The sequence below is a fragment of the Kribbella koreensis genome (assembly GCF_039525325.1).
GTDB classification, from domain to species: Bacteria; Actinomycetota; Actinomycetes; order Propionibacteriales; family Kribbellaceae; genus Kribbella; species Kribbella koreensis.
Genome location: NZ_BAAAHK010000027.1, coordinates 52,167 through 64,472 on the forward strand (window position 1 = coordinate 52,167; position 12,306 = coordinate 64,472).

General features: G+C 67.4%; 14 protein-coding genes. 4 read left to right on the forward strand and 10 right to left on the reverse strand.

Features of this window, described 5'->3' with window-relative positions; all coding sequences use genetic code 11:
- Nucleotides 1–6 precede the first annotated feature (6 nt).
- On the forward strand, nucleotides 7–834 hold the full coding sequence (locus ABD116_RS41125; RefSeq protein ID WP_343984058.1) for a PHP domain-containing protein: 828 nt from the start codon (nucleotides 7–9) through the stop codon (nucleotides 832–834).
- Here ABD116_RS41125 and ABD116_RS41130 read toward each other — a convergent pair.
- From ABD116_RS41130 to ABD116_RS41150, 5 genes are all read right to left on the reverse strand, one after another.
- On the reverse strand, nucleotides 823–1,119 hold the full coding sequence (locus tag ABD116_RS41130; RefSeq protein ID WP_343984060.1) for a protease inhibitor I42 family protein: 297 nt from the start codon (nucleotides 1,117–1,119) through the stop codon (nucleotides 823–825). The genes ABD116_RS41125 and ABD116_RS41130 overlap by 12 nt on opposite strands.
- Before the next feature lie 26 nt (nucleotides 1,120–1,145).
- The gene (locus tag ABD116_RS41135) at nucleotides 1,146–3,065 is read right to left on the reverse strand and encodes a beta propeller lectin (RefSeq protein WP_343984062.1); all 1,920 of its coding nucleotides are present in this window, start codon (nucleotides 3,063–3,065) and stop codon (nucleotides 1,146–1,148) included.
- Between the two features lie 91 nt (nucleotides 3,066–3,156).
- On the reverse strand, nucleotides 3,157–4,404 hold the full coding sequence (locus ABD116_RS41140) for an MFS transporter (RefSeq protein ID WP_343984064.1): 1,248 nt from the start codon (nucleotides 4,402–4,404) through the stop codon (nucleotides 3,157–3,159).
- A 9-nt stretch (nucleotides 4,405–4,413) separates the two neighbouring features.
- Nucleotides 4,414–4,995, reverse strand: coding sequence for an NAD-dependent epimerase/dehydratase family protein (locus tag ABD116_RS41145; protein ID WP_343984066.1), 582 nt, complete (start codon nucleotides 4,993–4,995; stop codon nucleotides 4,414–4,416).
- 96 nt (nucleotides 4,996–5,091) lie between these two features.
- The gene (locus ABD116_RS41150) at nucleotides 5,092–5,580 is read right to left on the reverse strand and encodes a MarR family winged helix-turn-helix transcriptional regulator (RefSeq protein ID WP_343984068.1); all 489 of its coding nucleotides are present in this window, start codon (nucleotides 5,578–5,580) and stop codon (nucleotides 5,092–5,094) included.
- A 56-nt stretch (nucleotides 5,581–5,636) separates the two neighbouring features.
- On the opposite strand from ABD116_RS41150, the gene ABD116_RS41155 reads away from it, so the two are divergent.
- Genes ABD116_RS41155 through ABD116_RS41165 form a run of 3 tightly spaced genes read left to right on the forward strand, consistent with a single transcriptional unit; the run spans nucleotide 5,637 to nucleotide 7,944 of the window.
- Nucleotides 5,637–6,581 carry a glutamate-cysteine ligase family protein gene (locus ABD116_RS41155; protein ID WP_343984070.1) on the forward strand — a complete coding sequence of 315 codons (945 nt, stop codon included), beginning with the start codon at nucleotides 5,637–5,639 and terminating at the stop codon, nucleotides 6,579–6,581.
- A complete protein-coding gene (locus ABD116_RS41160) occupies nucleotides 6,578–7,549 on the forward strand; it encodes an ATP-grasp domain-containing protein (protein ID WP_343984072.1) in 972 nt (323 codons plus the stop codon). Before ABD116_RS41155 ends, ABD116_RS41160 begins: the two co-directional genes overlap by 4 nt.
- Nucleotides 7,546–7,944, forward strand: a complete 399-nt coding sequence (locus ABD116_RS41165) for an MAPEG family protein (RefSeq protein WP_343984074.1) — start codon at nucleotides 7,546–7,548, stop codon at nucleotides 7,942–7,944. The genes ABD116_RS41160 and ABD116_RS41165 overlap by 4 nt, the downstream gene beginning before the upstream one ends.
- 37 nt (nucleotides 7,945–7,981) lie before the next feature.
- On the opposite strand, the gene ABD116_RS41170 is transcribed toward ABD116_RS41165, so the two are convergent.
- The 5 genes from ABD116_RS41170 to sigJ form a co-directional block, all read right to left on the reverse strand.
- Nucleotides 7,982–8,974: a Gfo/Idh/MocA family protein gene (locus ABD116_RS41170; protein WP_343984076.1), complete on the reverse strand. Its 993-nt coding sequence runs from the start codon at nucleotides 8,972–8,974 to the stop codon at nucleotides 7,982–7,984.
- Nucleotides 8,974–9,969 carry a Gfo/Idh/MocA family protein gene (locus ABD116_RS41175; protein ID WP_343984078.1) on the reverse strand — a complete coding sequence of 332 codons (996 nt, stop codon included), beginning with the start codon at nucleotides 9,967–9,969 and terminating at the stop codon, nucleotides 8,974–8,976. Before ABD116_RS41175 ends, ABD116_RS41170 begins: the two co-directional genes overlap by 1 nt.
- A 152-nt stretch (nucleotides 9,970–10,121) precedes the next feature.
- A complete protein-coding gene (locus tag ABD116_RS41180) occupies nucleotides 10,122–10,709 on the reverse strand; it encodes a hypothetical protein (RefSeq protein WP_343984080.1) in 588 nt (195 codons plus the stop codon).
- A 5-nt stretch (nucleotides 10,710–10,714) separates the two neighbouring features.
- Nucleotides 10,715–11,110 carry an NAD(P)-binding protein gene (locus tag ABD116_RS41185; RefSeq protein WP_343984082.1) on the reverse strand — a complete coding sequence of 132 codons (396 nt, stop codon included), beginning with the start codon at nucleotides 11,108–11,110 and terminating at the stop codon, nucleotides 10,715–10,717.
- Between the two features lie 155 nt (nucleotides 11,111–11,265).
- Entirely contained in the window at nucleotides 11,266–12,162 is an 897-nt protein-coding gene (gene sigJ / locus ABD116_RS41190) for an RNA polymerase sigma factor SigJ (protein WP_343984084.1), read from the reverse strand.
- Nucleotides 12,163–12,306 lie beyond the last annotated feature (144 nt).

A 12,306-nucleotide genomic window follows, 5' to 3' on the forward strand; every position in this document is an offset into this window, starting at 1 on the left:
GGCGAGATGCAGCTACCAGGCGACGGACATGTGCACACCGAGTACTCCTGGGACGCCGACCAGGGATCGATGGACCTCACCTGCGCGCGAGCCGTCGATCTCGGCGTCCCCTCGGTCGCCTTCACCGAGCACGTCGACTACACGCCGTTCCGGGCCGGCTTCCTCGTGGAGAAGGTGCCCGAGCTCGTCACCGACGGCATCCTGCGTGCCGCCGAGCTCGACGCCAAGGGGTATCTGGAGTCGATCGAGAGGTGCAGGGCGAAGTACCCGGAGCTGCGGATCCTCAGTGGGATGGAGATCGGGCAGCCGCATCTGCACGATGCGGAGCTCAGGAAACTGCTTGCCCAAGGCACCTTCGACCGATTGCTCGGGTCGTTGCACTGCCTGCTCGACGGCGATGTGTACGCCGAGCCGTGGGAGCTCTATCCGCATCGTCCTGCCGACGAGGTCTTCCGCGAGTACCTCGCCGACATCCCCCGGATGGTCGCCGGCTCGGAGCTCTTCGAGGTGTTCGCCCACATCGACTACCCCATCCGCTCCTGGCCCGACACCGCCAAGCCCTTCGCACCGGAAGACTTCGAAGACGAGCTGAGGCAGGCGCTGCGGTCGCTGGCCGATGGTGAGCGCGCCCTGGAGATCAACACCCGGATCCCCTTGCACCCGACGATCCTCAAGTGGTGGCCAGAGGAAGGCGGTGAGCGCGTCACCTTCGGCAGCGACGCTCACCTGCCGGAAGCCCTGGCGACGGGTCTCGCCGAGGCGGTCGCGGTTGCCGAGGCGTACAAGTTCACTCCTGATCGACGGCCCGAACTGCCCTGGCGGCTAAAACGCTAGCTCGACAGGTTGGTGCTCGAGGGGCTCGGAGGCTGGTGACCGGCGGAGGTAGAAGTCCAGCGTGATGCTGTGCCGGGTGAGGACTTCCAGCTGGAAGGTCCTCGTTCCACCTCCGCCGGCCAAGCCTTGCTGATCAGGGACCGGCTGGTACGTCGTGCCCACAACCACCACTTCGGACGGGTCGTGGTCGAGATGCCAGCGGTAGCCCGTCGCCGGGCTCTCCGGCAGCGCGATCTCCACGGGTCCACCGGCGACGGCGATCCGGAGTAGTGAGCGTTCTTTCATCGGCCTGACCAGCCTCGACTGTTGGTTTACGGGTACCAGTAATTGTCCTGGACGGATCCGGCCGAGCCGATCGACCAGACCTCCATGCTGTTGGGGATCCGGGAGACCGCCGCGATGCCACCGTTCGGCGAGACACCCCCGCCGGGTGTCAGCTCGAACGTTTGCCAGTTGGCTCCGTCGTACCAGTACGAGTCGCGCAGTGAACCGTTCGCGCCGGTCCACCACAGCTCCATGCTGTTCGGGATCCGCGAGACCGCCGCGATCCCGGCAGTCAGCGAGGCACTCCCCGCCGGGGCCAGCTCGAAGCCCTGCCAGGTACCGCCGTCATACCAGTACGAATCATGCAGCGAACCGTTCGCGCCGACCCACCACACCTCCATGCTGTTGGGTATCCGCGACACCGCCGCCACCCCGCCGCCCGGCGAAGCGCTGCCGGCCGGCGCCAGCTCGTACCGTGCCCAGTTGTTGCCCTCATACCAATAGGCACCCTGCAGCGAACCGTTCGCGCCGACCCACCACACCTCCATGCTGTTCGGGATCCGCGACACCGCCGCCACCCCGCCGCCCGGCGAAGCGCTGCCGGCCGGCGCCAGCTCGTACCGTCCCCAGTTGCCGCCCTCATACCAATAGGCCCCCTGAACGGACCCGTCGCCGCCGATCCACCAAAGCTCCATGCTGTTGGCGATGCGCGACACGGCCGCGATCCCGCCGTTCAGTGAAGCGCTGCCGCCGGGGGCCAGCTCGTACCGTCCCCAGTTGCTGCCCTCGTACCAATAGGCCCCCTGCACGGAACCGTTACCGCCGACCCACCAAACCTCCATGCTGCTGGGGATCCGGGACACCGCCGCCACCCCGCCGCCTTGCGACGCACTTCCCGCCGGGGCCAGTTCGAAGCCTTGCCAGGGATTGCCTTCGTACCAGTACGAGTCGCGCAAGGAGCCGTCAGCGCCGACCCACCAGACCTCCATGCTGTTCGGGATCCGGGAGACGGCCGCCACCCCGCCGCCTTCGGACGCACTCCGCGGCTGGGCCAGCTCGAAGCCACGCCAGCCGCCCGGCACCTTGACACCCTCGACGCCGTACATCGGGAACCGGTTCAGCGATCCGCTGCCGTCGCGGTCGTTACTGGTGTCGTCGATCCCGCACTCGCCGTACCCGATCCGGAAGAATCCGTTGTCACCCCAGGCCGCGCTCCACGAGTTCTTCGCGATCCAGCACCGGTCGGCATCGGAGTACCCGACGATCTCGACGCAGTGATATCCGGCGCTGTTCCCGGTGCTGTGCCGGTAAACTCCGGTGTGGCTGAAGAAATCGTCATAGACCTGGAAAACAGCGCACACCGGGCCGCGATTTGCGAGCCATTGTTTACGTTCCGCTGTCGACACCAGGGTGGAATACCCGGTCGGCGTGTAAAGGCGGGCGTCGCGGTTCGGATCCAGCTTGCAACTGGGATTTCCACTGGCGTCGAAGGCACTGGAGTACGGAAACATCTCCTCCAGTGGCACGCCGCGCCGGATGCACTCGTCCAGTGCGCTGCTCGGCCACCAGCCGCCGCAGCCGGGTCCGTGGGCCGAGCAGAAATGCAGATCCGCTTCGCTCAGGTCGACGACGTCCCCGGTCGCGATCGACACCGTCGACTCGATCGTCGCGCAGGTACAGAACGACACGCACGAGCCGCATCCCCCCTGATCCTTGACCGGAGACACGTGATTGCGTCCTCCGACATCGCGCCAGTCCACGGCGGCCGGCAGGTTCCCGATCGACACCGCGGCGCGCGGCCGCTGGTTGATCTCGGCCACCAGGTCGCGTGGAACCGTGACGCCGAGCAGCCGGGCGTAGAGCTCCGCCCGGCGCTCCGACGGCTGATCCGCGCCGGCCGCCGCCCGGCCCGGCGCGGCCGGCCCGATCAATGCCTGAAGTTCTGCCAAATCGTCGATCGATGACATCGAATTCCCTCCCCAAGGGTTTTTCAATTTGCAATCATCCGGCTACTTCCGGTCATGATTGCTATCACCTTCCTCTCCGCCAGAAAGCCGGTCAACCGCTCTTTCCGACCTTTGCACGCAAGGGCATCCGAACGGGAGGACGAAGCGCCGCCCGGGTAATCCGGCGCTGCGCGATGAGGCTGATCAGGGCCAGCAGAATCGTGAATGCGGTGTACCAGAACACAGCCGGTACCTCACCAAGCGGACCCACCAGCTGCCCCTCGATCACGATCGGCACGCCCAGCGCGAGGTACGAGACGAGGTAGATCCCCGCCACCACTCCCGCCCGCTGGTGCGCCGCCGCCAACGGGAAGATCAGCCGCAGCGAAGCAGTGAACGAAGCGCCGAACCCAACCCCGGCAACAGCCTGCCCGACGATCATGACCGCCAAGCTGCCGACCAGTACGCCGGTGATGATGCCGGCGGCCCCGATGATCGACGCGTAAATCCCGATCGTCATCGCCCGCCGGGGCGCGACCCCAGCAAACGCCAGCCCGATCACCGCCGACACGGCCGGCGCGACGAACCCCGCGAAGCCACCGAGCAGACTGCTGTCCGAATGGAAGACGCTCCGCACCATGCTCGGCGCCAGCCCACCCGACAACCCCGCAAGCATCCAGACCGCGGCCACCACCGGAGCAGCGGCCACGAACTCCCGCCGGGTCGCCGCCGGGAACGAGATCCGCGGAATCAACGACCGCGCCGCCCCTGACGTACGGACCACGCTCTCCGGCGAGAACGCGACCACGCCGATCCCCAGCACAGTCGCGACCGTCAGTACGACGAAGATGATCGTGTTCGCCGACGACGTGAACTGGATCGCGAACCCGGCGAGCAACGACCCGCCACCGAGCCCGCCGGTCAGCCCGACGCTGCCGAGGATCGTGCCGAACCGCTTGCGGTCAGCCGGCGCGACCTCGACGAGCATCGCCGTGAAAGCACTCGTCGCCGCACCGCTCGCCACCCCCTGCACGATGCGGCCGCCGATCACCCACCCGACATCGGCGGCGAACAGAAAGAGCAGATTCGACGCGATCTGGACGGCCAGCGCGCCGATCAGTACCGGCCGCCGGCCGACGTAGTCGGACAGCGAGCCCACCGTCAGTACGGCCGCGAGAAACCCGATCGCATAGACGGCGAACGCCAACGTCAGCATCGAGGGAGCGAAGTCGAACCGCTCCTTGTAAACAACGAGCAACGGCGTCAAAGCGCCCGCCGCCAGGTACATGCTCGTGAACGTGATCGCCGCCCCCGCCAGCGCGACTCCCGCCGGCAGGGTGCGGGTCCGTGATGTTGACACCAGTACTCCTCAGTCAGTGATGACGACGACGCCCGAAGGCGCATCCAGAGCCGCCACCGTGAGCGAGGCGGCGCGATCGATCTGCACCCGCGGCTCGGCGGGGATCTGCTCCTCGTTGTAGGTGCCCGGGCCGTAGAACTGCCCGTAGCTCAGGACGACGCCGCCCTCGGCCAGCACCGACTTCTCGAGCGACGCGACGGCCACCGCGTCAGGCCCGTCCGGCAACTGCCACGCGACGCTCTGCACCAGCAGCTTCGGCGAGCCGACCTGCCGGGCGGCCTCGATCAGGTTCTGGTTGCCTTCGGTCCGGATCCGGGCGTTCAGCTCGGCGTGCGCGCCGATCTGCGCCAGGTCGTCCGGCAGGTCGGTCAGCTCGTTCAGGATCAGGTCGGGTTTGAAGTCGGTCACCGCCTGGATCAGCGCGTCGCGGTCGAAGACGTCGCACAGGATCGCCTCGGCGCCGAGCCGCTCGAGCAGCTCCGTCTTGGCCGCCGACCGGGTCATGCCGCCGACCACGTGCCCGTCCTCGACCAGCAGCGGGATCAACCGCTGCCCGATCTGCCCCGATGCGCCCGCCAGAAAGATCCTCATCGCCATCGTCGTTCTCTTCTCTCGAGTTATTCTGGATATTTAATGTCCAGGTTGTGCTCATGACTGTAGGCACTGACTACATCGGAGTCAAGTCAGCTACTCGCCGACGGCTTCCGGACCGGCCTCCTCGGCGGCCCAGTCGTCCAGCAGGCCGGCGATCCGGCCGAGGATGTCGCGCGCGATCTCGTACTCCACCACCCCGAACTCGGCCGCGAATCGCCGCTCGAGCTCGATCAGATGACCATGGCCGTCGGCGGACACCTCCCGCCCGTGCTCGGTGTACGTCACCAGCTTGGCCCGCCGATCCGCCGGATCCGGGCGCATCTCCAGGATGCCGAGGGCGACCATGTCGCGGACCACCTCACCCATCGACTGACGGGTGATCCCGGCCCGCTCGGCCATGTCGATGGCCCGCGAACCACCCTCGGCCAGCGTCGCGAAGACGGAGTTGTGGGCCGGCTTGACCTCCGGATGACCGCGCAGATGAGCGATCCGCACCATGTCGGCCTGCATCGCCCGGTTGGCCCGGTCGATCAGCGCGATCAGCGGCTTCCGGTCGAGCCGAGGACGATCAACCCTTGACATCCGTAAGGATTCCTTCCAATATTTCGACAGGAATCCTTACAGTATCAGGAGCGACGATGGACACCAAGGAGCTACGCCCCCTCGTGGCCGGCCTGTTCGCCCGGGGCCGCCGGCGGACCACCCGGATCGCCGTCGAGCAGGAGTTTCTCGTCGCCGACACCGCGACCGGCGCCGCCGTACCGATCGAGCGAGTACGCCGAGCAGCCCGTACCGCGCACGCCGCGCCGTACGTCAGCTTCGAACCCGGCGGCCAACTCGAGCTCAGCCTCCCCTGCACCGACGACCCGGCCGGCAGCCTCTGCGCCTACACCGAGGACCTCCAACGCCACCTCACCGCAGCGGGAATCCAGCTCGACGCCCAGCCCTGCGACCCGCGTCCCGAACACGAGGTCCCGCTTCAGCTGACAACCCCGCGGTACGTCGCCATGCACCGCCACTTCGACACGATCGGTCCCGCCGGCCGCCGCATGATGCGCCGAACCGCATCCACCCAGGTCTGCCTGGACTGGTGGCCGGGCGAGGCCGGCATCGAGCAATGGCGAGTCCTCAACCTCGCGGGCCCCTTGCTGGCCGCCAGATTCGCTCGAAGCTCAGGCCTCGGCAGCCGCCTCACCACCTGGCTCCGCACCGACCCAGCCCGCACCGGCTTCGACGACCGCCTACTGCATGCGGACCCAGTCACGGCGTACGCCGAATTCGCAGCCGTAGCCAAGGTCTTCGTCACCGGCGGCGCCGCCGACCACCTCAGCACGCTGTTCCCGCCAGTCCGGCCGCGCGGAACGTACCTCGAGGTTCGCTTCCTCGACGCCCAGCAACCAGCTGAGGTGGGTCCCGTGATCACGGCTCTGGCCAGTCTCATGTACGACGACGCCCTCCGCCGCCGGACCCTTCGCCTCCTTCAAACGCAGGCGCCTCAGCTGGCCGACCACTGGCACGCGGCAGCGATGGGAACCCTCAGCACCGCAGATCGGCTACTACCCGAATTGGAGCCGGCCGCATGAACAGCGTCCTCTTCGTCACCGACCCGCTCGACGGCCTGCAGGCCGACATCGACGCCACCATCGGCATGATGAGCGCGACCCAGGACCTCGGCCTCGACGTCTGGTCCTGCCAGCCCGCCGGCCTCATCGTTGCCAACGGCAAGCTTCACGCCAGGGCCCACCGGATCAGGCTCCGGCCACGGCATCCGGCCGGCCGCGACCATCGGTGGATCGTCGATCGTCGCTGGTACGACGAACTGGCGACGACCGTCGTCGAGGTCGCCACCTTCGACCTCGTGCAACTGCGCATCGATCCACCCGTCGACGAGCGCTACCTCCACACCACCTACCTGCTCGATCTGGCCGGTACGCCGGTGGTCAACCGCCCCGACGGAGTCCGCGCGATGCACGAGAAGCTGATCGCCCTGCGCTTCCCCGACCTCTGCCCACCGACGTTCGTCGGCGCCGACGTCGCAGGCCTCCGCGAGTTCGTCGCCGGCGCCGGCACCGCGGTCGTCAAGCCCGTCGACGGATTCGCCGGTCTCGATGTGTGGCTGGTCAGCAATGACCACGCCGCGCTGTCGCTCCTGGAGTCGGCCACGCACGGCGGCCGCCGCCAGGTGATCGCCCAGCAGTACCTACCGGCCGTTGAACACGGCAACAAACGCCTCTTCCTGCTGGACGGCGAGATCGTCGGCGCCGTACTCCGCAGGCCGTGCGCCGACGACTTCCGGATCGGCCCGCCGGTCGCGCCCGCCGACATCGACGACGCCGACCGGGCGATCGTCGACGCGCTCCGCCCGCAGCTGCTCCAGCACGGAATCGCCATCGCCGGCCTGGACGTGATCGGCGGCCGGCTGATCGAGGTCAACGTCACCTGCCCCGGCGGCATGCACAAGACCGACGCCCTGCTCGGCACCCAGCTCAGTCACACGATCGTCAGCCACCTCGCTGACTCGGCCCGTCACTTCGAAGGAGTACTCACATGACCACCATCACGATCGTCTGCATCGCCCTGATGGGCGTCCTGCTGTTCGGGCTCGGCGCCAACGTCACCCGGTGGCGGGTGATCCGTGGCAAGAACGGCGGCCCGCAAGCATCGACCGACCCCGCCGACCGGCTGCTCATCGCGGTCCGGGCGCACGGCAACGCCGCGGAGTACATCCCGACCATGATCGTGCTGCTGCTGGTCTGCTCGGCGCTGTCCGACAGCTGGTGGGTCGACGCGCTGTCGGTCGCGGCGCTCGTAGTACGGACCGTGCACGCCGTTGGCATGCTGACGTCGAAAACCCTCGCCGAGCACGGCCCGCTCCGCGATATCGGTGCCCTAGGCACCTATCTGGTCGGCATCACCTTGGGAATCACCGCGATCGCCGTCATCTGACCGGACGCCGGCTGACTGGCCGTCAGCCGGCGCGGCGTCAGCCGATCGGGGCGATCGTCTTCGCTCGGGCTCCTTCGTAGGCGGCGAGCAGGATGGCGAGGACGGCGATGCCTTCCTCCTCGGTGTGCAGCGGGCGGGTCTTGCCGAGCAACGAGTCGGCGAAGTGCCCGATCTCCGCGACGAAGGTGTCGACGGATCCCAGGTCCACGGTCTCGGTCTCACCGGTTCGGAGCTGAGTGGTGAGCGATTCACCGTCGCTGCGCAGCGATCCCAGCTCGCCGACGACGGAGAACCGCTCGGTGCCAGGCGCCGGCTGGTACGCCCAGCTCGTCACCAGTTGCCCGACGACGCCGTTGTCGAACCGGATCAGCACCTGCGCCGAATCCTCACCCTCCATGAACTTCAGCCGATGCGTCGACAGCATCGCCGTCGCCTCGACCGGCAGCCCGCCGGCCAGGTGCAACATCAGGTACGTCGGGTGGTACCCGGTGTCGATCAGCTCGCCACCGCCACTCGTCTTCGCGCTTGCCCGCCAGCCCATGTTGGCCGGATCGAAGTTGTTGTAGAAGCTGTCCGTGGTCCGTACTTCGTACACGGTGCCGATCGTGCCGGCCTCCAGCAACTCCTTCGCCTTCGCCACCGCCGGCATGAACAACTGGTTGTGCGCGCACATCAGCGTGACGTTGTTCTCGGTGACCGCCTTGCGCACGTCGGCGGCCTCGTCCGCCGACAGGCACAACGGCTTCTCGCAGAGAATGTGCTTGCCTGCTTGGGCCGCGGCCACGATCGCGTCGCGGTGCAGGTGATGCGGGAGGCAGATGTCGACGGCGTCGAGTTCCTCGGCTTCGAGCATCTGCAGATAGTCCGTGTACGCCGTTGCGCCCAGCTCCTCGCCACGCGCCTTGGCCGTCTGCTCGACCGCGTCGGCGACGGCGGTGATGCGGATCTTGGCGGCGTGCTGGTGATAGCCCTTGATGTGCGCGGAGGCGATCCCGCCACCACCGATGAGGCCGACCTTGAGTTGCGTCATCAGCTGATCACCTTCCCGTCGTACGCGATGGAATCGCCTTTCGTGGCAGCCTCGTTGGCGGCGACGACGAGGCGGGTCAGCTCGACGGCGCGGGCGAGGTTGTCGTCCGCGCGGGTGCCGTCGGTGATGTGGGAGACCCATTGGGCGAACGGGTCCGGGCTGTGCTCGGGTACCGGCAATTGGTTGCCCTTTACCCGGAGTACGTTGCCTTCGTCGGTGTAGCTGAGGCTGCCGTCGGTACCGAAGATCTCGATCGTGAACGGGTTCGGGCTGGCGAACCCCGCCTCGATCACGCCGAGCTTCTGGTCCGCGTAGCCGACGGTGACGACGGCGTTGTCCTCCAGGCCGCGGCCGGCCACCGACCGATAGATCGCGCTGACGGTCTCGGGGTCGGCTCCGAGGAACAACTGCAGCAGGTAGATCGGGTGGCAGCCGAGGTCGGTGAGTGCTCCCCCGATGGCCGCCTTCGGATCGAAGAACCGCTGCGGCAGCCAGCCTTCGTTGCCGTTACGCGGGATCGCTCCGTCGTGGGACAGGCGCACCCTGCCGTAGGTGAGCCGACCGAGGACTCCGCTGTCGATCACCTCGCGGATCGCCTGTGTGTACCCATGCGCAAGCCGCGGTAGTGAAACCACCAGTTTCACTCCGTTGGCATCGGCCGCCTCGATGATCTCGGTCGCCTCGGCAACCGTCGGCGCCAGCACCTTCTCGGTGAAAATGTGCTTCCCCGCGTTGGCCGCCTTGACCATGATGTCGCGGTGCACGTCGGTCGAGGTGGTGACGATGACCCCGTCGAGATCGTCCCGCTGCAGCAGCCCGTCCAGATCCTCCGTGAACGGCACTCCGAACTGCTCCGCCCCCGCCCGCCCCAACTCGACTTCGTCATCCCAGACGGCCACCAACTCCGTCCCCGGATGCTCCTGCGCCTGCCGGGCGTAATCCCTCGCATGAACGTGCCAGAACCCCAGAACAGCAACCTTGAGCGGTGTACCCACCAGCTCCTCCTAGCGAAATAGATTCCGCGATCCCCGCCACATTACAACGATGAACTGACTCCCGACAGACACCGCGAGTCCCCCTCCCACCCCTCGGACACACCCCCGCCCGCCCCCGTCGAGCGGATGGCGTGGACTCGGTTGGTGCGGGGTCAGGGGGTGGGCCGGTTGAGGGCTACCGCTCGTTCGAGGAGAGCTGGGTCTTGGAGGGTGTTGGGGTGGGCTTGCATGCGGGTTACTGCGACGAAAGCCTCGGCGATCGACCGGTCTTTGAGGGTTGCCTGGAGGATTTGGTTCATGGCCCAGCGTTGGTGATGGACCGGTTCGGGGACTTCGGCGCCGGTGAGTAGGTCTTGGCGGGCTGCGTCGCCGCCGGCTGAGATGGTCCAGGCGGCGTCGACGACTACTTGCAGGCTGGTGAAGTACGACGTTGCCTGGGTTGTCAGGTCGGGGTTGCTGTTCAGGTACTCGGAGAGGCAGGAGGCGTGGAGGGCGGCGGAGCTCAGGCCCTGGCCGTAGATGGGGTTGAAAGAGGCGACCGCGTCGCCGACAGCAATCAGGCGAGCGGGGAAGTTAGCTAGGCCGGTGAAGTCGCGGCGGCGGCTGTCGGCTTGGTGGTAGGTCTGGGCCTCCGAGGTAGCTGAACCGCTGGAGGCTTTGGCGAAGATGGGTGGGAGGTCGGCGCAGGCGGCGCGGAAGGAATCGATCGACTCCGCCGCCGAGTGATGCTCGTACGACATCAGCATCACCAGCCACTGGTCGTTCTCGACCCAGCCAGCAGCAGGTGCGCATCACCGATCGGCGCCTGCTCCTCCAGATCGTGATAGACGACCTGCTGATCGCTGCCCGCGAGGTACCCACCCAACGCCTCCGCCTCAGCAGCAAGCCCAGGCAGCCATCGCTCCAACTGCTGCAACCCACCCGGCAACAACACATGCCCATGCCGATCCTGCGGTACGCCGGAACGCCACCGCCCCGCCAGGTCGACCTCGTCACGCTCGACGACCACCACCCGCCGCGCATGATCAGCAAGCACCCGCGCAGCCAGCAACCCAGCCACACTCCCACCCATCACGCAGGCCGTCTCAAACAACACCGACGGCCGCTCCGGCACCCCCACCCCGGTAAGCCGCTCAAACACCGCCACAGCCGATTCCGACATCCCCCGCCCCCTTGTCCCCCCATCCACGGTAAGCGACGTTTCCCTGAGGGCATGTGCCGATCGACAGGTAGTGCACCCCCGAGACGCCGTACGCGGATCGCCATCCACGCTCAAGGTGCACTAGGGCGCGCGGACTACCTCCTGTCGATCCGCACGTCGGTCCATGGCCGGAGCTTCTCCGGGTTGCGGATGGCCCAGATGTGTTTGATCTTGTCGCCTTCCAGGTCGAAGGCGAGGACGGCGGCGGTGACGCCCTCGTCGAGGACGACCAGGCCGGGCTGGCCGTTGACGGTGCGTTCCTCGACGGTGAGGGAGCCTCGGCGTTCGGCGAGGTCGACGAAGTACCGGGCGATCGTCTCGGCGCCCTCGACGGGGTGGAGCGCGGCGCTGACCAGCCCGCCACCGTCGCCGATCGAGACGGCCTCGGGATCGAGCAGGCCGACGAGGGTCTGGATGTCCTTCGCTTTCCAGGCCTGCATGAAGTCGCGGACGATCGCGGTGCGTTCGGCCTCGGGAGCCGGCGGGGTCTGCGAGGTGCGGATGCGGCGGCGGGCCGAGGTGGCGAGTTGACGGCAGGCTGCCGGCGTACGGCCGACGATCTCGGCGACTTCGGGGAACGGGTAGCGGAACACGTCGTGCAGGATGAACGCGACGCGTTCGGCCGGGGTCATCGATTCGAGCACGACGAGGAACGCCATGTTGACCGACTCGTCGAGGGTGACGCGGTCGGCGGGATCGGTCTGCGTCTGGTCGGGGACGGGCTCGGGGATCCATTCGCCGACGTAGCGCTCCCGGCGTACCCGCGCTGAACCGAGCAGGTCGAGGCAGATCCGGCTCGCCACGGTCGTCAGCCAGGCGCCCGGCGACTCGATCGCATCCTGCTTGTCCCGCGACATCGCGTACCAGCGCGCGTACGTCTCCTGTACGACGTCCTCCGCGTCCGCCAGCGACCCGAGCAGCCGGTACGCGAGGTTGATCAGCTGCCGCCGCTCACTCATGATCACACTCAGCTTCGGATCGCCACCACTCACTGCCGCCTCCTCAGGTTTGCCGTCTCTCGAAGCACCGACGCCCCAGCCTCCCGGATTGTGAGGTCCTCACTCGACCCTTCTCGATCTGGCCGGTTTCGGTCAAACCTGTTCACATATGTGAATATAGTTCACACTTGTGCTTTC

Bases quoted from the DNA above. Each gene is read 5' to 3' on its own strand.
- ABD116_RS41125 (WP_343984058.1), top strand. From the start codon at position 7: ATGCAGCTACCAGGCGACGGACATGTGCACACCGAGTACTCCTGGGAC.
- ABD116_RS41130 (WP_343984060.1), bottom strand. From the start codon at position 1,119: ATGAAAGAACGCTCACTACTCCGGATCGCCGTCGCCGGTGGACCCGTG.
- ABD116_RS41135 (WP_343984062.1), bottom strand. From the start codon at position 3,065: ATGTCATCGATCGACGATTTGGCAGAACTTCAGGCATTGATCGGGCCG.
- ABD116_RS41145 (WP_343984066.1), bottom strand. From the start codon at position 4,995: ATGAGGATCTTTCTGGCGGGCGCATCGGGGCAGATCGGGCAGCGGTTG.
- ABD116_RS41150 (WP_343984068.1), bottom strand. From the start codon at position 5,580: ATGTCAAGGGTTGATCGTCCTCGGCTCGACCGGAAGCCGCTGATCGCG.
- ABD116_RS41155 (WP_343984070.1), top strand. From the start codon at position 5,637: ATGGACACCAAGGAGCTACGCCCCCTCGTGGCCGGCCTGTTCGCCCGG.
- ABD116_RS41160 (WP_343984072.1), top strand. From the start codon at position 6,578: ATGAACAGCGTCCTCTTCGTCACCGACCCGCTCGACGGCCTGCAGGCC.
- ABD116_RS41165 (WP_343984074.1), top strand. From the start codon at position 7,546: ATGACCACCATCACGATCGTCTGCATCGCCCTGATGGGCGTCCTGCTG.
- ABD116_RS41170 (WP_343984076.1), bottom strand. From the start codon at position 8,974: ATGACGCAACTCAAGGTCGGCCTCATCGGTGGTGGCGGGATCGCCTCC.
- ABD116_RS41180 (WP_343984080.1), bottom strand. From the start codon at position 10,709: ATGTCGTACGAGCATCACTCGGCGGCGGAGTCGATCGATTCCTTCCGC.